This is a genomic window from Ancylobacter sp. 3268, assembly GCF_031456575.1.
Lineage (GTDB): Bacteria > Pseudomonadota > Alphaproteobacteria > Rhizobiales > Xanthobacteraceae > Ancylobacter.
Genome location: NZ_JAVDUX010000005.1, coordinates 205,790 through 225,258, shown reverse-complemented (window position 1 = coordinate 225,258; position 19,469 = coordinate 205,790). Strand labels below are relative to the sequence as shown.

General features: G+C 68.7%; 18 protein-coding genes. 10 read left to right on the top strand and 8 right to left on the bottom strand.

Annotated features, from left to right (window positions below; translation table 11 throughout):
• Positions 1–20: 20 nt before the first annotated feature.
• The 6 genes from J2X65_RS09190 to acnA all read right to left on the bottom strand — a co-directional run bounded on the left by J2X65_RS09190 (position 21) and on the right by acnA (position 7,540).
• Positions 21–683 (bottom strand): hypothetical protein, encoded by a 663-nt coding sequence (locus J2X65_RS09190; protein ID WP_310200476.1) that lies wholly within the window; start codon positions 681–683, stop codon positions 21–23.
• Positions 684–851: 168 nt separating this feature from the next.
• A complete protein-coding gene (aguA, locus tag J2X65_RS09185) occupies positions 852–1,952 on the bottom strand; it encodes an agmatine deiminase (RefSeq protein ID WP_310200474.1) in 1,101 nt (366 codons plus the stop codon).
• Positions 1,949–2,830, bottom strand: coding sequence for an N-carbamoylputrescine amidase (gene aguB, locus J2X65_RS09180; protein WP_310200472.1), 882 nt, complete (start codon positions 2,828–2,830; stop codon positions 1,949–1,951). The genes aguA and aguB overlap by 4 nt, the downstream gene beginning before the upstream one ends.
• Positions 2,831–2,868: 38 nt before the next feature.
• Positions 2,869–3,216 (bottom strand): DUF2794 domain-containing protein, encoded by a 348-nt coding sequence (locus tag J2X65_RS09175; RefSeq protein WP_373878595.1) that lies wholly within the window; start codon positions 3,214–3,216, stop codon positions 2,869–2,871.
• Between the two features lie 487 nt (positions 3,217–3,703).
• Entirely contained in the window at positions 3,704–4,450 is a 747-nt protein-coding gene (locus tag J2X65_RS09170) for a DUF1223 domain-containing protein (RefSeq protein ID WP_310200470.1), read from the bottom strand.
• A 405-nt stretch (positions 4,451–4,855) separates the two neighbouring features.
• Positions 4,856–7,540 (bottom strand): aconitate hydratase AcnA, encoded by a 2,685-nt coding sequence (gene acnA / locus J2X65_RS09165; protein ID WP_310200468.1) that lies wholly within the window; start codon positions 7,538–7,540, stop codon positions 4,856–4,858.
• 220 nt (positions 7,541–7,760) lie between these two features.
• Between acnA and ccmA the strand changes: the two genes are divergently transcribed.
• From ccmA to J2X65_RS09120, 9 genes are all read left to right on the top strand, one after another.
• Entirely contained in the window at positions 7,761–8,453 is a 693-nt protein-coding gene (gene ccmA, locus J2X65_RS09160; protein WP_310200466.1) for a heme ABC exporter ATP-binding protein CcmA, read from the top strand.
• Positions 8,450–9,121 carry a heme exporter protein CcmB gene (ccmB, locus tag J2X65_RS09155; RefSeq protein WP_310200464.1) on the top strand — a complete coding sequence of 224 codons (672 nt, stop codon included), beginning with the start codon at positions 8,450–8,452 and terminating at the stop codon, positions 9,119–9,121. The genes ccmA and ccmB overlap by 4 nt, the downstream gene beginning before the upstream one ends.
• A gap of 328 nt (positions 9,122–9,449) precedes the next feature.
• The gene (locus J2X65_RS09150; RefSeq protein ID WP_310200462.1) at positions 9,450–10,004 is read left to right on the top strand and encodes a F0F1 ATP synthase subunit delta; all 555 of its coding nucleotides are present in this window, start codon (positions 9,450–9,452) and stop codon (positions 10,002–10,004) included.
• A gap of 1 nt (position 10,005) precedes the next feature.
• Positions 10,006–11,535, top strand: a complete 1,530-nt coding sequence (gene atpA, locus J2X65_RS09145; protein ID WP_310200460.1) for a F0F1 ATP synthase subunit alpha — start codon at positions 10,006–10,008, stop codon at positions 11,533–11,535.
• 40 nt (positions 11,536–11,575) lie between these two features.
• Positions 11,576–12,457, top strand: a complete 882-nt coding sequence (locus J2X65_RS09140; protein ID WP_310200458.1) for a F0F1 ATP synthase subunit gamma — start codon at positions 11,576–11,578, stop codon at positions 12,455–12,457.
• 32 nt (positions 12,458–12,489) lie between these two features.
• A complete protein-coding gene (atpD, locus tag J2X65_RS09135) occupies positions 12,490–13,926 on the top strand; it encodes a F0F1 ATP synthase subunit beta (protein ID WP_310200456.1) in 1,437 nt (478 codons plus the stop codon).
• A gap of 95 nt (positions 13,927–14,021) precedes the next feature.
• Positions 14,022–14,438, top strand: a complete 417-nt coding sequence (locus J2X65_RS09130; protein WP_310200454.1) for a F0F1 ATP synthase subunit epsilon — start codon at positions 14,022–14,024, stop codon at positions 14,436–14,438.
• An 84-nt stretch (positions 14,439–14,522) separates the two neighbouring features.
• The gene (gene tenA, locus J2X65_RS09125) at positions 14,523–15,215 is read left to right on the top strand and encodes a thiaminase II (protein ID WP_310200452.1); all 693 of its coding nucleotides are present in this window, start codon (positions 14,523–14,525) and stop codon (positions 15,213–15,215) included.
• A gap of 147 nt (positions 15,216–15,362) precedes the next feature.
• Positions 15,363–16,181: a GntR family transcriptional regulator gene (locus J2X65_RS09120; RefSeq protein ID WP_310200450.1), complete on the top strand. Its 819-nt coding sequence runs from the start codon at positions 15,363–15,365 to the stop codon at positions 16,179–16,181.
• 199 nt (positions 16,182–16,380) lie between these two features.
• Here J2X65_RS09120 and infA read toward each other — a convergent pair whose 3' ends face one another.
• Together infA and J2X65_RS09110 are read right to left on the bottom strand one after the other, a co-directional pair.
• Positions 16,381–16,662: a translation initiation factor IF-1 gene (infA, locus tag J2X65_RS09115; RefSeq protein WP_144341050.1), complete on the bottom strand. Its 282-nt coding sequence runs from the start codon at positions 16,660–16,662 to the stop codon at positions 16,381–16,383.
• Between the two features lie 181 nt (positions 16,663–16,843).
• Positions 16,844–18,349: a DEAD/DEAH box helicase gene (locus J2X65_RS09110; RefSeq protein WP_310200447.1), complete on the bottom strand. Its 1,506-nt coding sequence runs from the start codon at positions 18,347–18,349 to the stop codon at positions 16,844–16,846.
• Positions 18,350–18,662: 313 nt separating this feature from the next.
• Between J2X65_RS09110 and J2X65_RS09105 the strand changes: the two genes are divergently transcribed.
• Complete coding sequence (locus J2X65_RS09105; protein ID WP_310200446.1) at positions 18,663–19,403, top strand: class I SAM-dependent methyltransferase; 741 nt, start codon at positions 18,663–18,665, stop codon at positions 19,401–19,403.
• The last annotated feature ends 66 nt before the right edge of the window (positions 19,404–19,469 follow it).

The following is a 19,469-nucleotide window of genomic DNA, read 5'->3' as shown; positions in this document are numbered from 1 at the left end:
ACCGCTGCGGGCCGCGCCTGTCAGCGCGGCTCGCCGAGCGCGGCGCGCAACGCGCCAGCCAGGGCCCTCGGATCGAGACCGGGCGCCGGCCGCAGCACCGCGAGCGTCTCCGCCGCCTCCACCGCTTCGGCGAAGGCGAGGACGGAATGATATTCCGGCCGGCTCCAGAAATCGTGCACCACCACGGTGATCGCCGGCGGGCCGAACAGAAAGGCCGAGAGGATGCAGGCGACGCGGAAGCGCCCGTCGACGAAGACGAGGTCCGGCGCGAAGTCCGGCTCCCGGACCCAGGGCGCCAGCGCATAGGCCGGCCAGCGGGCGCGCAGGCTCTTGTCGCGCGGCTTGCCCCAGTTCTTCACCGGGCCGAGATCGGCATGGATGAAGGCGAGGCGGCCCTGCGTCTCCGCCTCGGCGAATTCCGGCCGGCGGCGCAGCCGCTCGATCCAGGCCGGATCGGAATCGACGCTGAGGACATGCCGGGCGCCGCCGCGCACGAATTCGCCGGTGGAATGCCCGCAGCCATATTCGATGATGCCGCGCGCCGGGCGTGCGTGCCGCTGCAGCGCGTCGAGCTCGGCCGGGCTCAAGGTCGGCGCGAGCGGCGGCACGTTCGTCGCGGCATCCGCGCCGGGCGGAGCGGCGGTGCCGTCATTGGCCTCCGGCGGTTCGGTCGGCAGCTTCATCGGTGTCTCCCCAGCCGGCGCACGCTAGAGCGTTTTCGAGCGAAGTGGATTCCACTTCGCGGGAAGAAAACGCGTCAGAACAATATGCTAGAGCATTTCCGGCGAACCGGTGTTCACTGGAAATGCTCTAGCCGCCCGCGCCCGCAGAGGAAAGCCGGCGCTTGCCGATCAGCCCGGCCTTCCCGCCGGCTGCTGCTGGGTTATGCAATGGATATTGCCGCCGCCAAGCAGGATCTCGCGCGTCGGCAGGCCCACCACCTCGCGGCCGGGGAACAGCCGGCCGAGGATCGCCGCCGCCTCGTCGTCATGTGCGGGGTCGAGGCGCGGCATCAGCACGAAGCCGTTGCCGACATAGAAATTGACATAGGAGCCGCCGAGCCGCTCGCCCACCTGCCGCGTCATGCTGCCGCCGGAGGCCAGGTCGCTCACGGCTTCGATCGCCTCCGCGCCGGTGCGGAACAGCGGCCCCGGCAGCGGCAGCTTCACCACCTCGAGGCTGCGGCCGCGCGCGTCTCGGGCCTTGCTCAGCCGGTCGAGGGCGTCGCGCGAGATGGCATGCTGCGGGTCGGCCGGGTCGTCGCACCAGGTCAGCGCCACCACGCCGGGCTTCACGAAACAGGCGATGTTGTCGATATGGCCGGAGGTCTCGTCGTCGACGAGGCCGGCGCCGAGCCAGATCGTCCGGGTGATGCCGAGATGGTCGCGCAAATGCTGCTCGATCTCCTCGCGGGTGAGGTCGGGATTGCGGTTGGGGTTGAGCAGGCATTCCTCGGTGGTGAGCAGCGTGCCCTCGCCATCGACATGGATCGAGCCGCCCTCCAGCACCAGCGGCGGCGCGTAGCGCGGCGCGCGCTCGGTCTCCAGCACCTTGGCGGCGATCAGCCGGTCCTGGTCGAACGGGCTGTAGAGCCCGCCCCAGGCGTTGAATTCCCAGTCGACGCCGCGCAGCCGGCCTTTCGCATCGGTGACGAAGGTCGGCCCGCTGTCGCGGCACCATGAATCGTCGCTCGCCACCTCGATGAGCCGCACCTGCGGCGGCAGCAGCCGGCGGGCGTTCTGCCACTGCGCGGCGGTGACCAGCATGCTCACCGGCTCGAAGCGGGCAATGGCGGTGGCGACGGCAGTGAAGGCCGCCTGCGCCGGCTTCGCGCCCTCGCGCCAGTTGTCCGGCCGCTCCGGCCAGATCATCCAGGTGCCGGCATGCGGCTCCCATTCCGCCGGCATGCGGAAGCCATCGGCGGCGGGGGTGGTCAGCAGCGTGTCGGTCATGCGCGGCTCGTGGTCCCGTCGAGAGTGAGGATCGGCGCGTAGAGCTCCGGCCGGCGGTCGCGGAACACGCCCCAGGAGCGGCGCTGATGCGCGATCTCGTCGAGATCGAAGCTGGCGACCAGTACCGTCTCGTCGGTGCGGTTCGCCTCGGCCACCTTCTCGCCGGTCGGCCCGGCGATGAAGGAGGAACCGTAGAAGGTGATCTCGGTGCCGTTGCGCCCCGGCTCGCTGCCGATGCGGTTGGAGGCGACCAGCGGCATCAGGTTGGCCCCGGCATGGCCCTGCATCACCCGCTGCCAGTGGCCGGCGGAATCGAGATGCGGGTCCTGCGGTTCGGAGCCGATGGCGGTCGGGTAGAGCAGCACCTCGGCGCCCTTCAGCGCCATCACCCGCGCGCTTTCCGGGAACCACTGGTCCCAGCAGATGCCGACGCCGATGCGCCCGGCGGCGGTGTCCCACACCTTGAAGCCGGTATCCCCGGGCGAAAAATAGAACTTCTCGGTGTAGCCCGGCCCGTCCGGTATGTGGCTCTTGCGGTAGACGCCGAGCACCGTGCCGTCGGCGTCGATCATGGCGAGGCTGTTATAGGCGGCCGGCCCGGCACGCTCGAAGAAGGAGAGCGGCAGCACCACGCCGAGCTCGGCGGCCAGCGCGGCGAAATGCGCGATCAGCCGGTTGCCCTCGAAGGGGGCGGCGAGGTCGAGAAACTCATGCAGCTGGTCCTGGCAGAAATACGGGGTCTCGAACAGTTCCTGCAGCAGGATCAGCCTGGCACCGCCGGCGGCGGCCTCGCGCACCAGGCGCTCGGCGCGGGCGATGTTGCCGGGGATGTCCCAGTCGCAGCGCATCTGGGTGGCGGCGAGGGTGAGAAGACGCATGGGAAAACTCCGGACGCGCGGGGCCGATTCGGGCCGGATCAGTTGACCGCCCGCAGCGGCTTTTCCAACACCGCGAGCACGCGGGCAAGCTCGTGCCCGCGCTTCAGGATGAGCCCGGTCTGCGACACCACGGTGTAGGCGCCCTGCTTGCGCGCGAGGAGCGGGTCTTTCTCCACCCGGTAGATCGGCACTTCGGCGGCGCGGCGGAAAATCGAGAACACCGCCCGGTCGCGGGTGAAGGCGATGGCGTAATCCCGCCATTCGCCGAGCGCCACCATGCGGCCATAGAGGCTGAGGATGCGGTCGAGTTCGTGCCGGTCGAAGGTGACGACGCTGTCCTTTTGGCCGCTCTTTTCATTGCCGCGCGGGCCGGCGGCCAATCCTATGGGTTCGATATCCGCCACGCGGACCTCCAGAAGCCTTTGCCCAAACCGTTGACGACGCCGTTTTGCCGAGCTCTGCCGCCGATGCCCTCCGCCGAGGCGGCGACGCGCGCGGCATCATCGATCTGTCATGATCGCCCCGGCAGGCGGCCGCCACAAGTCCTTAACGCGCCCAAGGCGGCATCGCTCGCGGCGGATCAGGCGGCCGCGGGTTGGGGCCATGGGCTTCACGGCCTCGTCAACCGCGGACACAGCCTTGCCAAGATTCGGCCTTTCGGCCGCCAAGGGCGGGAGAGATAACAGCAACCATAGCGTCAGGCCGATCCGCGAAGCGCATCGGTTTCCCAGCCCCCCAGCCCCCCGCGGCGTCGCGTGGAACGTGCCTGGCGCTACTCAGGTTCAATCCCCAATTGACTGATCGAGGCCGGCGTCACTGCCGGCCTTTCTTTTTGCCCGGTCGGCAAGGTTCAGGCCGCCTGGGCCGGCGGCATCAGGGGATCGGCTGCAGGGCGGCGCCGAGGATCGGACCGGGAGCGGTGGCGGAGCCCGACTGCACCAGCACCGCCAGCGCATCGACATCCATATCGCCCGGCCGGCGCAGCGGCGCCTCGAAGCTGGCGGCGGCGCCGCTCCAGTCGCCCAGCTTCACCCAGCCGCGCACCACATTATGGTAGGTGACCTCGGCGCCTTCGTTCTCGCCGCGGCCGATCTCGACCCTGGCCTTGGTCGCCACCGGGCAGAGCCAGACCTCGCCGATGCCGCTCCCTGGCCCGACCGCGACATGCAGCTTGCCGTCCTGGACGCTCAGCTTCACCGGTATATCGGGCGGGCGCGAGGTGGCGAGTGTCTGTTCCAGCGCCGAGCGGTCATTGCCCACCGCCATGGCGCTGCCGTTCACCACCGCCTGGGGGGTGAACATCTTGGAATCGCCACGCAGCCGGGCATAGGCCTTCTGCCGCGACGTGTGGCCGTGCTTGGCCAGCGTGTCCTTCCAGCCAAGATAGTCCCAATAGTCGACGGCGAGGGTGAGGGCGATCACGTCCGGACGGTCGGCGATCTCGGCGAGCAGCTTGTCGGCCGGCGGACAGGCGGAGCAGCCCTGGCTGGTGAACAGCTCGATCACCGCCCGTGGCTTCTCCACCGCGTGGACGCTCTTCGCCGCCTGCTGCCCTGCCTCCTGGGCGCCGGCCGGCGCGATCGCGGTGGCGATCAGCCCGACCAAGCCCAATCCTGCCATGCGAAATCCTGCCATGCGAAATCCCGCAATCCCGTGCCCGGCAATTCCCCGCGGCCGAAACCCCAGCGCCGCGAGAGCCGAGCCCAGCCCCGTCAGGCGGGGGAGGGCGGCTCGGCGGCGGAGGCCGGCAGGACCGGGAAGCTGCAACGACATCGGCGCGGAACATCCTCATCTTCGTCCCGGCAAAGGCAGGACCGGCTAGGCTTTAGGACGCGCGGCCATCCTCCGCCAGTCACATTGGAGTGTCGCCGATGCACGGAAGGGTGAAAGCCCGCCATCGCACCGTCGCCGGTGACATGGCGTCGCGGTATTGCCCCTTCCGCCGGCCGGGAAGGGCCGGAAACGCCAGCGGCGCGAAGGGCAAGCCCCTCGCGCCGCCGATTTCACGTGAAACACGCCGCCCGGTCAGGCGGCGAGATTGCGCAGCACATATTGGAGGATGCCGCCGTTGCGGAAATAGTCGAGCTCGTCCAGCGTGTCGATGCGGCAGGTCAGCGGCACATGCTTCACCGTGCCGTCCGAGAAGGTGATCTCGGCGATCAGCGTCTGGCGCGGCTTCAGGTCGCCCTCAATGCCCTGGATGGTGACGATCTCGTCGCCCTTCAGGCCGAGCGACTGCCACGAATCCTCGTTCTGGAACACCAGCGGCACGATCCCCATGCCGACCAGGTTCGAGCGATGGATGCGCTCGAAGCTCTGGGTGATGACGGCGCGGATGCCGAGCAGCTTGGTGCCCTTGGCCGCCCAGTCGCGCGAGGAGCCGGTGCCGTATTCCTTGCCGGCGAAGATCACGGTCGGCACGCCTTCCTGCTTGTAGAGCATGGCGGCGTCGTAGATCGGCATTTCGGTGCCGTCCGGCCAGTGCCGGGTGAGGCCGCCTTCCTTGCCGCCCAGCATCTGGTTCTTGATGCGGATATTGGCGAAGGTGCCGCGCATCATCACCTCATGGTTGCCGCGCCGCGTGCCGTACTGGTTGAAGTCGGCGGGGCGGACCTGATGGTCGCGCAGGTAAGTGCCGGCGGGGCTGGCTTCCTTGATCGAGCCGGCCGGAGAGATGTGGTCGGTGGTGATCGAATCGAGGAACAGGCCCATGACCCGCGCCTTGATGATGTCGGTCACCGGCTCCGGCTCGCGAGTCATGCCGACGAAATAGGGCGGGTTCTGCACATAGGTCGAGCGATCGTCCCAGGCATAGGTCTCGCCCTGCGGAATGGCGATCTTCTGCCAGTTCTCGTCGCCCTTGAACACGTCCGAGTACTTTTCGAGGAACATCTTCTTGGTGACGTTCTCGCGGATGAACTGGGCGATCTCCTTGTTGGAGGGCCAGATGTCCTTGAGATAGACCGGCTGGCCGTCCGACCCCGTGCCCAGCGGCTCGGTGGTGAGGTCGATCTGCAGCGAGCCCGCCAGCGCATAGGCGACCACCAGCGGCGGCGAGGCGAGGTAGTTCGCCTTGACGTCCGGGTTGACGCGGCCCTCGAAGTTGCGGTTACCGGAGATCACGGCGCCGGCGACGAGGTCGTTCTTGTTGATGGCTTCCGAGATCGGCTCCGGGAGGGGCCCCGAATTGCCGATGCAGGTGGTGCAGCCGAAGCCGACCAGGTTGAAGCCGACCGCGTCGAGGTCCTTCTGCAGGTCGGCGGCGGCCAGATAGCCTTCGACCACCTGCGAGCCGGGGGCCAGCGAGGTCTTCACCCAAGGCTTGGACTTGAGTCCCTTGGCGACGGCGTTGCGCGCCAGCAGGCCGGCGGCGATCAGCACCGAGGGGTTCGAGGTATTGGTGCAGGAGGTGATGGCGGCGATGGTCACGTCGCCATGGCCGAGCGTGTAGTCGGTGCCTTCCACCGGCACCCGCTTGGCCGCCTCGCCCGGCTTCTTGAACTCGCCCTCCAGCGCGGCGAGGAAGCCGGCCTTGGTGCCGGAGAGCAGCACGCGGTCCTGCGGGCGCTTCGGGCCGGCAAGCGAGGGCAGCACGGTGGAGATGTCGAGCTCGAGGATGTCGGTGAACACCGGGTCGGCGAGCTCGGCATGGCGCCACATGCCCTGCGCCTTGGAATAGGCGGCCACCAGCGCGACGCGGTCGGGGTCGCGGCCGGTCTCGTCGAGATAGGCGATGGTCTCTTCGTCGACCGGGAAGAAGCCGCAGGTCGCGCCATATTCCGGCGCCATGTTGCCGATGGTGGCGCGGTCGGCCAGCGAGAGATGCTCGAGGCCGGGGCCGAAGAACTCGACGAACTTGCCGACCACGCCCTTCTTGCGCAGCATCTGGGTGACGGTGAGCACCAGGTCGGTGGCGGTGATGCCCTCGTTGAGCTTGCCGGTCAGCTTGAAGCCGATCACCTCGGGGATGAGCATGGAGACCGGCTGGCCGAGCATGGCCGCCTCCGCCTCGATGCCGCCGACGCCCCAGCCCAGCACGCCGAGGCCGTTCACCATGGTGGTGTGGCTGTCGGTGCCGACGCAGGTGTCGGGATAGGCGACGGTGGTGCCGTCCTCAGCTTTGGTCCACACCGCCTGGGCGAGATATTCGAGATTCACCTGGTGGCAGATGCCGGTGCCCGGCGGCACGACGCGGAAATTGTCGAAGGCCGACTGGCCCCATTTCAGGAAGCGGTAGCGCTCCTGGTTCTGCTTGTACTCCTCCTCGACATTCTTGCCGAAGGCGGCGTTGTCGCCGAAGAAGTTGACGATCACCGAATGGTCGATGACGAGGTCGACCGGCACCAGCGGGTTGATCTTCTTGGCGTCGCCGCCGAGATGCACCATGGCGTCGCGCATGGCGGCGAGGTCGACCACCGCCGGCACGCCGGTGAAGTCCTGCATCAGCACGCGGGCCGGGCGATAGGCGATCTCGCGTTCCGCCTTGCCGCGGTTCACCAGCCAGTCCTTGATCGAGACGATGTCGTCCTTGGTCACCGAGCGCCCGTCTTCGAAGCGCAGCAGATTTTCGAGCAGGACCTTCATCGAGAAGGGCAGCGCCGACACCCCGTCGAGGCCGTTCTTCTCGGCGTCCGGCAGGCTGTAATAGGTGTAGCTGTTGTTTCCGACGGAAAGGGTCTTGCGGCTTTTGAAGCTGTCGAGCGACGTCACGGTTGACTGGTCCTCGGTGAGAGTGGCCTCGACACGCTCTTTACGACCTTGGACAGGAAGCGGTTGCGCGGGCTATAGCTCGCGCGGCCCGGCCTTAGGCCACGGCGCATCGTTCGGTTTTCTATATAGAGCGATTTCAAACGACGATCCTAGGGGTCTGACGGGGTGCAGCGTAAAATTGTGCGTCGCAGGAGGCCGAACGAGGCACGGGGGACGTCCGTTGCGACTGGTCGTTAGGGAACTTGCCTGTCGGCGGGGGGCGCGCGAACTGTTCCGCGACCTCGGTTTTACCGTCGAGGCCGGCCGCGCGCTGGTGGTCACCGGACCGAACGGCGCCGGCAAATCCTCGCTCCTAAGACTTTTGGCGGGGCTTGCCTCGCCGGTATCGGGATCCATCCGGCTGGAAGGCGCCCCGGAACCGGACAGCTTCGGTGAGCAGGTGCACTATCTCGGCCATCTCGACGCTCACAAGCTGGCGCTGAGCGCCGCCGACAATCTGCGCTTCTGGCGCGATCTGCTCGGCCGCCCTCCGTCGCGGTCGGCGTTGCAGGGGTCCCCGCCGGGCGTGGAGGCGGCGATGGAGGAGGTCGGCCTCGGCGGCCTCGGCGCCCTGCCGGTCGCGGTGCTCTCGGCGGGACAGAAGCGCCGCCTCGCCCTCGCCCGGCTGCTGGTCGCCGAGCGGCCGCTCTGGATCCTCGACGAGCCGACCACCGCGCTCGATTCCCGCGCCCAGGCGCTGTTCGCCGCCCTTGCGCGCGCGCACATCGCCAAAGGCGGGCTGCTGGTCGCCGCCACCCACGCGCCGCTCGATCTCGCCCCGAGCGAATCGCTCGATCTCGGCGCCCATGCGGCGCGGACGGCGCGCGACCCGTGGGGGGCGGATGCCGCATTCGCCGGGGAGGCGTCTTCATGACCCGCGCCTTCCTCGCCCTGGTCCGGCGCGATCTCGCGCTCGCCCTGCGGGCCGGCGGCGGCGCCGGGCTCGGCGTGGTGTTCTTCCTCGCCGTGGTGACCGTCACCCCCTTCGCCATCGGGCCGGACCTCAACCTGCTCGCCCGCATCGGCCCGGCGATCCTGTGGATCGGCGCGCTGCTGGCCTCGCTGATCGGCCTCGACCGGCTGTTCGCCGCCGATGCCGAGGACGGCTCGCTGGACCTGATGTTCATGAGCGAGCTGCCGGTCGAGCTGGCGGCGGCGGCGAAGGGTATCGCCCATTGGCTCGCCACCGGCCTGCCGCTGGTGGTGGCGGCGCCGGTGCTGTCGCTGCTGCTCAATCTCGAGCCGGCGGCGATCGGCGCGCTGTGCCTGACGCTTCTGGTCGGGACGCCGGCGGTGACATTCCTCGGCCTGGTCGGCGCCGCCTTCGCGGCGGCGTTCCGGCGCGGCGGGCTGCTGGTGGCGGTGCTGGTGATGCCGCTCACCATTCCCGTGCTGATCTTCGGCGTGGCGGCGACCGGCGCCGCCATCGGCGGCACCGTGCCGTTCGGGGCGCCGTTCCGCATTCTGGCCGGGCTGTCGCTCGGGGCGCTGGTGCTCGGGCCGGTGGCGGCGGCGGCGGCGCTGCGCGTCACGCGGGAATGAAAAATATTTCCATTGCGGCTGAATCGGCGGCTCTGGCATGCCAGGTGCTGCAATGCGCCGCAGGTTGCGACAAGCCGTTGAAACGCCGTCCGGAACCTTGGCGAAGCCTTCGAACGGCGCGCCAAGGGCGCGCTACGTCAATTGGTGGCCCGAATCCATGCTTTCATCGTGTTGCAGCATGCCGAGAGCCGTGTTAGGGAACCGCCCGACCTGATTGGGGGGCCCGCTCGGTCGGCCTTGTCTTTTCAGTTCAAAACCCTTGTAAATCCGGGTTCGACCCCGGCCGGAAGGCTGGCGCGGCGAACCCGAGAAGCCCGAGAGAGGCACGGTGGCGGAGACCTACGTATCCGGTGTGGCGGGACGCTATGCGACGGCTCTTTTCGAGCTGGCGCGCGAGGCCGGCGCCATTGACGCTGTGAAGGCCGATCTCGACCGGTTCAGCGCCCTCATCGCCGAGAGCGATGACCTGAAGCGGTTGGTGCGCAGCCCGGTATTCTCCTCCGAGGAGCAGGAGCACGCGGTCTCCGCGGTGCTCGACAGGGCCGGCATCGGCGGTCTCGCCGGCAATTTCTTCAAGACGGTGGCGGCCAATCGGCGCCTGTTCGCGGTCGAGGCGATCATTCGCGATTTCGACGCGCTGGTGGCGGCCGAGAAGGGCGAAATCGTGGCCGAGGTCACGGTCGCCCAGCCGCTCTCCGATGCTCACGCCGCCACCCTCAAGGGCGCGCTCGACCAGATGACCGGCAAGAGCGTGCAGCTCGCCGTCGCGGTCGATCCGTCCCTGCTCGGTGGTCTCAAGGTCAAGATCGGCTCGCGTCTCGTCGACGCCTCGCTCAAGACCAAGCTCAATTCGATCCGCACTGCGATGAAAGAGGTTCGCTGATATGGATATCCGCGCCGCAGAAATTTCCGCGATCCTCAAGGAACAGATCAAGAATTTCGGCCAGGAAGCCGAAGTCTCCGAGGTGGGCCAGGTCCTGTCCGTCGGTGACGGCATCGCCCGCGTCTACGGCCTCGACAACGTCCAGGCCGGCGAGATGGTCGAGTTCGAGAACGGCACGCGCGGCATGGCGCTGAACCTCGAAATCGACAATGTCGGCGTCGTCATCTTCGGCTCCGACCGCGAGATCAAGGAAGGCCAGTCCGTCAAGCGCACCGGCGCCATCGTCGACGTGCCGGTCGGCAAGGGCCTGCTCGGCCGCGTCGTCGACGCTCTCGGCAACCCGATCGACGGCAAGGGCCCGATCGAGTACACCGAGCGCAAGCGCGTCGACGTCAAGGCGCCCGGCATCATCCCGCGCAAATCGGTGCACGAGCCGATGCAGACCGGCCTGAAGGCGATCGACGCCCTCATCCCGGTGGGCCGCGGCCAGCGCGAGCTGATCATCGGCGACCGCCAGACCGGCAAGACCGCCATCGCGCTCGACACTATCCTGAACCAGAAGCCGATCAACAAGGGCGACGACGAGAAGGCCAAGCTGTACTGCGTCTATGTCGCGGTCGGCCAGAAGCGCTCCACCGTCGCCCAGTTCGTGAAGGTGCTGGAGGAGCAGGGCGCGCTGGAATATTCCATCGTCGTCGCCGCCACCGCCTCCGACGCCGCGCCGATGCAGTTCCTGGCGCCGTTCGCCGGCACCGCCATGGGCGAGTTCTTCCGCGACAACGGCATGCACGCGCTCATCATCCATGACGACCTGTCCAAGCAGGCCGTCGCCTACCGCCAGATGTCGCTGCTGCTGCGCCGCCCGCCGGGCCGCGAGGCCTATCCGGGCGACGTGTTCTATCTCCACTCGCGCCTGCTCGAGCGTGCCGCCAAGCTTAACGACGAGAACGGCGCCGGCTCGCTGACCGCCCTGCCGGTCATCGAGACCCAGGCCAACGACGTGTCGGCCTATATCCCGACCAACGTGATCTCGATCACCGACGGCCAGATCTTCCTGGAATCCGACCTGTTCTTCCAGGGCATCCGCCCGGCGGTGAATGTCGGCCTCTCGGTGTCGCGCGTCGGCTCCTCGGCGCAGATCAAGGCGATGAAGCAGGTCGCCGGCAAGATCAAGGGCGAGCTCGCCCAGTATCGCGAGCTGGCCGCCTTCGCCCAGTTCGGCTCGGACCTCGACGCTTCGACGCAGAAGCTGCTCAACCGCGGCGCCCGCCTCACCGAGCTCTTGAAGCAGTCGCAGTTCTCGCCGCTGAAGGTCGAGGAGCAGGTGGTGGTGATCTATGCCGGCACCAACGGCTACCTGGACTCGCTGCCGGTGAGCAAGGTGCGCAGCTTCGAGGAGGGCCTGCTGTCCTTCCTGCGTTCGAAGCACGCCGACATCCTCGACACCATCCGCACGTCCAAGGAACTGTCCAAGGACACCACCGAGAAGCTCGTCAAGGCGATCGACGCCTTCGCGAAGACGTTCGCCTGATCGGGCGGACGGGCGTCGAAGGCACGGGAGCCGAGGGTAGATGGCCAGCCTCAAGGATCTGCGCAACCGCATCGCTTCGGTGAAGGCGACGCAGAAGATCACCAAGGCGATGCAGATGGTCGCCGCCGCCAAGCTGCGGCGCGCCCAGTCGGCCGCCGAAGCCGCGCGGCCCTATGCCCAGCGCATGGAAGCCGTGCTCGGCAACATCGCGTCCGCCGTTTCCGGCGGACCGGACGCGCCGCTGCTGCTGACCGGCACCGGCAAGGACAACGTGCATCTGCTGCTGGTGCTTACGGCCGAGCGCGGCCTGTGCGGCGCCTTCAACTCGTCGATCGTCCGCCTCGCCCGCGATCGCGCCAACGCGCTGCTCGCCCAGGGCAAGACGGTGAAGATCTTCTGCGTCGGCCGCAAGGGCTATGAGCCGCTGCGCCGCCAGTTCGAGAAGCAGATCGTCGAGTTCGTCGAGCTGCGCGCCAATAAGGGCGTCACCTTCGCCGACGCCCAGGCGATCGCCGAGAAGGTCACGGCGATGTTCCAGGCCGGCGAGTTCGACGTGGCGACGCTGTTCTTCAGCCGTTTCCAGTCGGTGATCTCGCAGACCCCGACCGCGCAGCAGATCATCCCGGCGACCTTCCCGGCGACGGCGGTCGTCGCCGAGGGCGCTGTGGCCACCTATGAATATGAGCCGGACGAGAACGAGATTCTCGCCGACCTGCTGCCGCGCAATCTGGCGGTGCAGGTGTTCACGGCGCTGCTGGAGAACGGCGCGTCGGAACAGGGCGCCCGCATGAGCGCCATGGACAACGCCACCCGCAACGCGGGTGACATGATCAAGAAGCAGACGCTGATCTACAACCGCACACGTCAGGCCCAGATCACCAAAGAACTGATCGAAATCATTTCCGGCGCCGAAGCGCTCTGACGACAGCGCGGTCAAGGACAAAGGACGCGAAGATGGCGAACACCAACGGACGCATTACCCAGGTCATCGGCGCCGTCGTTGACGTGCAGTTCGAAGACCACCTCCCGGCGATTCTGAACGCCCTGGAAGCCACCAACCAAGGCAACCGCCTCGTGCTGGAAGTGGCCCAGCATCTCGGTGAGAACACCGTGCGCGCCATCGCCATGGACTCCACCGAGGGTCTGGTCCGCGGCACCCCGGTGTCCGACACCGGCGCGCCGATCATGGTGCCGGTCGGCGAGGCCACCCTCGGCCGCATCATGAACGTCATCGGCGAGCCGGTGGACGAGCTCGGCCCGGTGGTCGGCGAGGCCAAGCGCGCCATCCACCAGGATGCGCCGTCCTATGCCGACCAGTCGACCGAGGCCGAGATCCTCGTCACCGGCATCAAGGTGGTGGACCTGCTCGCCCCCTATTCCAAGGGCGGCAAGATCGGCCTGTTCGGCGGCGCCGGCGTCGGCAAGACCGTGCTGATCATGGAACTGATCAACAACATCGCCAAGGCGCACGGTGGCTACTCCGTGTTCGCCGGCGTCGGCGAGCGCACCCGCGAGGGCAACGATCTCTATCACGAGATGATCGAGTCCAAGGTGAACGTCGACCCGCACGAGCATAACGGCTCCTCGGCCGGTTCGAAGTGCGCGCTGGTCTATGGCCAGATGAACGAGCCGCCGGGCGCCCGCGCCCGCGTCGCGCTGACCGGCCTCACCGTCGCCGAGCATTTCCGCGATCAGGGCCAGGACGTGCTGTTCTTCGTCGACAACATCTTCCGCTTCACCCAGGCGGGTTCGGAAGTGTCGGCGCTGCTCGGCCGCATCCCCTCGGCGGTGGGCTACCAGCCGACGCTCGCCACCGACATGGGCGCGCTGCAGGAGCGCATCACCACCACCACCAAGGGGTCGATCACCTCGGTGCAGGCCATTTACGTGCCCGCCGACGACCTGACCGACCCGGCGCCGGCCGCCTCCTTCGCGCATCTCGACGCGACGACCGTTCTGTCGCGCTCGATCGCGGAAAAGGGCATCTACCCGGCGGTGGACCCGCTCGATTCGACCTCGCGCATCCTCTCGCCGCTGGTCATCGGCGAGGAGCACTACACGGTGGCGCGCCAGGTGCAGCAGACGCTGCAGCGCTACAAGTCGCTGCAGGACATCATCGCGATCCTGGGCATGGACGAGCTCTCCGAGGAAGATAAGCTGACGGTGGCACGCGCGCGCAAGATCGAGCGCTTCCTGTCGCAGCCCTTCCACGTCGCCGAAGTCTTCACCGGTTCGCCCGGCAAGCTTGTCGACCTCGCCGACACCATCAAGGGCTTCAAGGGCCTGGTGGAAGGCAAGTATGATCACCTCCCGGAGCAGGCCTTCTACATGGTCGGCACCATCGAAGAGGCGATCGAGAAGGGCAAGAAGCTGGCCGCCGAGGCGGCGTGATCCCCGGCGGCGTGATCCGGTTCCGGCCTTCCGCGTGAGGGCCGGCCGACACACCGCCGAGGCATAGCCTCTCTGTTGCTGGCGCTGGAGGAACCATGGCCAATTTCCCGTTCGAACTGGTCTCGCCGGAAAAGCTCGTCTATGCGGGCTCGGTGAGCGAGGTGGTCGTTCCCGGCGCCGAGGGCGAGTTCGGCGTGCTCGCCGGCCATGCGCCCTTCGTTTCGGTGCTGAAGCCGGGCGTGCTCACCATCAAGGGTGACGGCAAGGTGCAGAAGCTGTTCGTGCGCGGCGGCTTCGCCGAGGCGAATCCGCAGGGCCTCACCGTGCTGGCGGAAACTGCGGTGCCGCTCGCCGAGCTCAGCGCCGGCAAGCTGGCGCAGATGATCAAGGACGCGCAGGAAGACGTCGAGGATGCCCGCGACGACGCCACCCGCCTCAAGCGCCAGACCGTGCTCGACGCACTGAAGACCACGGCCGCCGCCATCGAAGCCGACGGGCGCACCACGCACTGATCGGCGCCCGCGCGGCGGGCCGCCGATGCATGACGAAACGAGGCCGTCCGCAAGACGGCCTTTTTCATGTCCGGGAGACACGCGATGAATGCCGCCACGCCGCTCGACGCCGCTCCTCGCTTCAGCCGGGAAGCCTGGCAGGGCAATCTCGCCATCTATGAGGCGATCCGCACCATGCCGTTCAACGAGGCGCTGGCGGCGGGCACGCTGGAGGTCAGCCGCTTCCGCCATTACATGGTGCAGGACGCGCATTACCTGATCGCCTTCGGCCGGGCGCTGGCGGTGGCCGCGGCCAAGGCGGATGATGCCGACGGGCTGGTGCAGTTCGCCGAGGCGGCCAAGGTGGCGGTGATCGTCGAGCGCTCGCTGCACACCGATTTCTTCCGCGCGTTCGATATCTCCCCCGCCAGCTTCGAGGCGACGGCGATGTCGCCGGTCTGCCACCATTATTCCAGCTTCCTGATCGCCAGCGCCCATGCCGAGCCTTATCCGGTGGTGCTGGCGGCGCTGCTGCCGTGCTTCTGGATCTATGCCGAGATCGGCCGCGACATTCTCGGCCGCGCGGTGCGTCCCAATCCCTACGATGCCTGGATCGACACTTATGCCGGCGAGGAGTTCCACGAGGCGGTTCGGGCGGTGATCACCGCGACCGATCGCGCGGCGGAAGCCTCCTCGCCGACGGTGCGCACCCGCATGCACCGTGCCTATGCCCATGCCAGCAAGCTGGAATGGATGTTCTGGGATTCCGCCTGGCGCGAGGCCGACTGGCCGATATGACGCCATAGCCCGCTCGGCCCGCGCGCGGGCCCAGGGAACGCGGGCTGTTAGCGCGGGCTGTTGGCGCGGCGCCGCTGCGAAGCATGGCGCGCCAGCCCGGAAGGTGCTTAATCTGGAGCGCCAGCCGGCGCTGCGCCGCGGAGGAACATGGACCAGCCAGTCGTCGATAGCCCTGTCTCGGAGCGCGGGCGCTCGGAAGCGCCGATCCGGGCACGCATCCTGCAGGCGATCTTCGAGCGGCGCCTGCATCCGGGCGAGAAGCTGACCGAGGAGCGCGTCGCCGAATTGTTCGGCGTCAGCCGCACCGTGGTGCGTCAGGCGCTGGCGCGGCTCGCCCAGGACGGCATCGTCGAGCACCAGCCCAATCGCGGCGCCTTCGTCGCGGCACCGAGCCGCGCCGATGCGCGCCATGTGCTCGACGCCCGCGCGGTGGTGGAGCCGGAGATCGCCGCGTCCGCCGCCTGCGGCTGCGCGGCGGCGGCGGTGGCGCGGCTGCGCCGTCATGTGGCGATGGAGAACGAGGCCCGCGCCGCCGGGGAGCGGGCGACGCTGGTGCGGCTCACCGGCGAGTTCCACATCGCGCTCGCCGAAGCGGCCGGCAATCCGGTATTCGTGCGGCTGCTCACCGAATTGCAGGCGCTGTCCTCGCTCGCCATCCTGCTCTATGCGCGCGGCGAGCACGCCGCCTGTCCGCCGCACGAGCACACCGACATATTGGAGGCCATCGAGGCGGGCGATGGCGAGCTGGCGGCGCGGCGCATGCGCGCGCATATCGCCCATGTCGCCGACGAGCTCGATCTCTCCGAGCCGCGCGAGCGCCCGCTGGGGCTGGCCCAGGCTCTTGGGCTGGAGCCGGGCGGGACGGGCCGGCCGCCGGGCAAGGCGCATGGCAGGGCGCCCGGCAGAGCGCCCGGCAGGACAGGGCCGCGCTCCCGTCCGTCGTCGGCAACGGTCAAGGGCGCCTGAGGCCGGCTCACGGCAAGGCCGGCCGATACACGTCAAAACGCCCGCTCGGATCCGGGATCCGGCGGGGCGAGACATTTGTCGAAGAGGAACGAAGCCGCCCGCTTCCGCCGCGCAAGGCGGCGCGCCGATGAGCGACCGGCGCTGCGCGCAGCCTGTCGCCAGACGTCGCGCTCAGACGTGGCGCTCAGGCGTCAGGCGCTCAGCGACGGCGACCCGGCGGCGGGCGGCGCTGGCCGGAGCCGACCGGAGGGGTCGGGCCGCCGGTCTTGTGGCGGAAATTAATGCGCCCGCGCTCGAGGTCGTAGGGCGACATCTCCACCACCACGCGGTCGCCCACGATGGTGCGGATGCGGTTCTTCTTCATCTTGCCCGCCGCATAGGCGAGAATTTCATGTTCGTTGTCGAGCACGACGCGGAAGTTTCCGTCGGGCAGCACCTCGGTGACGGTGCCGTCGAACTCGAGCAGTTCCTCTTTCGCCATTCCTGGCTCTCCTTGTCGAAGCTTTTTCGAGCCTGTGGTCAGGGCAAATACCCTGACTCCAGCGCTTTGTCTCGCCCAAAGCCCGTCCCGGCCGGCTCAAATCGCCGGATCGACAGGAAAGTGCTTTCGGCGGCCGGGTGTTCGGCCCGCAAGGGTCCGCCGGACCCTTGCGGAACCTGTCTCAGCGCGCCGGTCCGCGCGACTTCCACGACCGCTCGCCGCGCCCGCCCTCGTGACGGGCACCATCCTGGCGCACGCCCTCGTGGCGGGGACGGTCCTGGCGCGGCCGCTCCGGCCGCGGGCCGTCGTGGCGCGGCCCATCATGGCGACCGCCTTCGTGACGCGGACGCTCTCCGCGCGCCGGCTGCATGAAGCCGACGCCGCTCAGCTCGCCGGGGCGGCCTTCCGCGCGTGCTTCGCCGCCGCGATATTCGGGACGACCGCCGGGGCGACCGGAACGCCCACCCGGACGCCCGCCGCGCTCCTCGCGCGGCGGCCGCTCGTCGCGGAAGCCTTCGCGCACCGGGCGCCCCTCGCGGCGGCTCTCGCCGCGGCGGTCGACGCTTGGGATGGTGAGCTTGATCAGCCGTTCGATGTCGCGCAGGAAGGCGCGCTCCTCGCCGTCGCACAGCGAGATGGCGATGCCGTCCGCGCCCGCGCGGGCCGTCCGCCCGATGCGGTGGACATAGCTCTCCGGCACGTTGGGCAGGTCGTAATTGATGACGTGGCTGACGCCGGGCACGTCGATGCCGCGCGCGGCGATATCGGTCGCCACCAGCACCTTCACCTTGCCTTCGCGGAAGGCGGCCAGCGCCCGCTCGCGCTGCGGCTGCGACTTGTTGCCGTGGATGGCTTCGGCGGCGATGCCGGCGCCGGCAAGCCCCTTCACCACCCGGTCGGCGCCGTGCTTGGTGCGGGAGAACACCAAGGCGCGGTCGAGCCCCTCGCCCTGCAGCACCTCGATCAGCAGCTCCGGCTTGCCGGCGCGATCGGTGAAGAACACCTTCTGCTCGATCTTGTCGGCGGTCTTGGCCACTGGCGTCACCGCGACGCGCACCGGGTCGGTGAGCAGGGCGGCGGCCAGCTTCTCGATCTCCTTCGGCATGGTGGCCGAGAAGAACAGGTTGCGGCGCTTGGCCGGCAGCTTCGCCACGATGGCGCGGATGGCGTGGATGAAGCCCATGTCGAGCATCTGGTCGGCTTCGTCGAGCACGAAGACCTCGACCTCGTTCAGCCGCACCGCGTCGTTCTCCATGAGATCGACGAGGCGGCCGGGGGTGGCGACCAGCACGTCGACGCCGTTCATCAGCGAACGCGCCTGGCGCCCGAGCGGCACGCCGCCAATGGCGAGGGCGGTGGAAGGCCGGATGTGCTTGCCGTAGTTGCGGAAGCTCTCGAGGATCTGCCCGGCGAGCTCGCGGGTCGGGCTGAGCACCAGGGCGCGGCAGGTGCGGCGCTCCGGACGGCGCCGCTCAGTGACGAGGTGCTGCAGGATCGGCAGCGCGAAGGCGGCCGTCTTGCCCGTGCCGGTCTGGGCGATGCCGACGAGGTCGTGGCCGGCGATAACCTGCGGCACGGCCTGGGCCTGGATGGGGGTGGGAGTCTCGTGGCCGGCTTCCGCCAGCGCCTTCAGAAGGGGCTCGGCGAGGCCGAGCTCGGAAAAAGAGGTCAAAGAACGTTCTTTCATGGGGGCGACATCCGGCCATGCGCCATTATCGTGCGCACCGCCCGTCGCGGGGATGGTGGACACCCCGCGTGGCCTGGGACGTCGGCGAAACCGGATGATCAGGGGCCGAAGACTGCCGCGGCATAATGCCGAAGCGGAAATCGAGCGACGCGGCCCCGATACGAGCACGGCTTTCAGGGGCACATTCGCCCCTCCGTCTCGCATGCAGCGCCTATGTGGCGCAAAAAGGCGAGGATTTCAAGGCGTCGCCGCTTATATAGGTGAAGTCGCCGCGCCGATCGCGGCCGTGCCGGTACCTGCGCCAAGGAGCCCCATGTATCCCGACGTCGTCGATCTGCGCAGTTTCTACGCCCAGCCGCTCGGCGTGGTGGCGCGCCGGCTGGTCGGCCGTGCGGTGCGCCAGCGCTTCGACAATGTGCGCGGGCTGTCCGTGCTCGGCATCGGCTACGCGACGCCCTATCTCGGCGTGTTCCGCGAGGAGTGCGAGCGGGCGCTCGCCTTCATGCCGGCGGCGCAGGGCGTCACCCGCTGGCCCTCGCGCGCGCCCACGCTGGCCGCTCTCGTCGATGAGAGCGAACTGCCGCTGCCGGCCGCCTCGATCGATCGGGTGATCGCCGTGCATCTGCTCGAATACACGCCGGATGCCGCCGAGGTGCTGCGCGAGGTGTGGCGGGTGCTGGCGCCGGGCGGGCGGCTGCTGTGCGTGGTGCCGAACCGCCGCGGCGTGTGGGCGCGGGTGGACAACACGCCCTTCGGCCATGGCCGTCCCTATTCGCGCAGCCAGATCACCGCCTTGCTGCGCGAGGCGCTGTTCACCCCGGTCGGCTGGGGCGAGGCGCTCTATGTGCCGCCGGTGGCGCGCACCTGGTTCCTGCGCTCGGCGGTGGCATGGGAGCGGGTCGGCGGCGTGCTGGCGCCGCTTTTCGCCGGCGTGCACATCGTCGAGGCCACCAAGCAGGTCTACCGGCCGGTGGCGGTCAAGCGCCGCGCGCGCATAAGGGTGCTGGCCCCGGTGCTGGAGCCGGTTCTGGCGCCGCAGCCGGCGGGCGGCTGAGGACTCGCGAGCCGACTTTATTCGGTCTATATTCAGACCTTATCCGGTTCGACCATGCGAGGCCCG

Coding starts and splice junctions, on each gene's coding strand:
- J2X65_RS09190 (WP_310200476.1), bottom strand. CDS start 683: ATGAAGCTGCCGACCGAACCGCCGGAGGCCAATGACGGCACCGCCGCT.
- aguA (WP_310200474.1), bottom strand. CDS start 1,952: ATGACCGACACGCTGCTGACCACCCCCGCCGCCGATGGCTTCCGCATG.
- aguB (WP_310200472.1), bottom strand. CDS start 2,830: ATGCGTCTTCTCACCCTCGCCGCCACCCAGATGCGCTGCGACTGGGAC.
- J2X65_RS09170 (WP_310200470.1), bottom strand. CDS start 4,450: ATGGCAGGATTGGGCTTGGTCGGGCTGATCGCCACCGCGATCGCGCCG.
- ccmB (WP_310200464.1), top strand. CDS start 8,450: ATGACCCGCGCCTTCCTCGCCCTGGTCCGGCGCGATCTCGCGCTCGCC.
- atpA (WP_310200460.1), top strand. CDS start 10,006: ATGGATATCCGCGCCGCAGAAATTTCCGCGATCCTCAAGGAACAGATC.
- J2X65_RS09140 (WP_310200458.1), top strand. CDS start 11,576: ATGGCCAGCCTCAAGGATCTGCGCAACCGCATCGCTTCGGTGAAGGCG.
- atpD (WP_310200456.1), top strand. CDS start 12,490: ATGGCGAACACCAACGGACGCATTACCCAGGTCATCGGCGCCGTCGTT.
- J2X65_RS09130 (WP_310200454.1), top strand. CDS start 14,022: ATGGCCAATTTCCCGTTCGAACTGGTCTCGCCGGAAAAGCTCGTCTAT.
- tenA (WP_310200452.1), top strand. CDS start 14,523: ATGAATGCCGCCACGCCGCTCGACGCCGCTCCTCGCTTCAGCCGGGAA.
- J2X65_RS09120 (WP_310200450.1), top strand. CDS start 15,363: ATGGACCAGCCAGTCGTCGATAGCCCTGTCTCGGAGCGCGGGCGCTCG.
- infA (WP_144341050.1), bottom strand. CDS start 16,662: ATGGCGAAAGAGGAACTGCTCGAGTTCGACGGCACCGTCACCGAGGTG.
- J2X65_RS09110 (WP_310200447.1), bottom strand. CDS start 18,349: ATGAAAGAACGTTCTTTGACCTCTTTTTCCGAGCTCGGCCTCGCCGAG.
- J2X65_RS09105 (WP_310200446.1), top strand. CDS start 18,663: ATGTATCCCGACGTCGTCGATCTGCGCAGTTTCTACGCCCAGCCGCTC.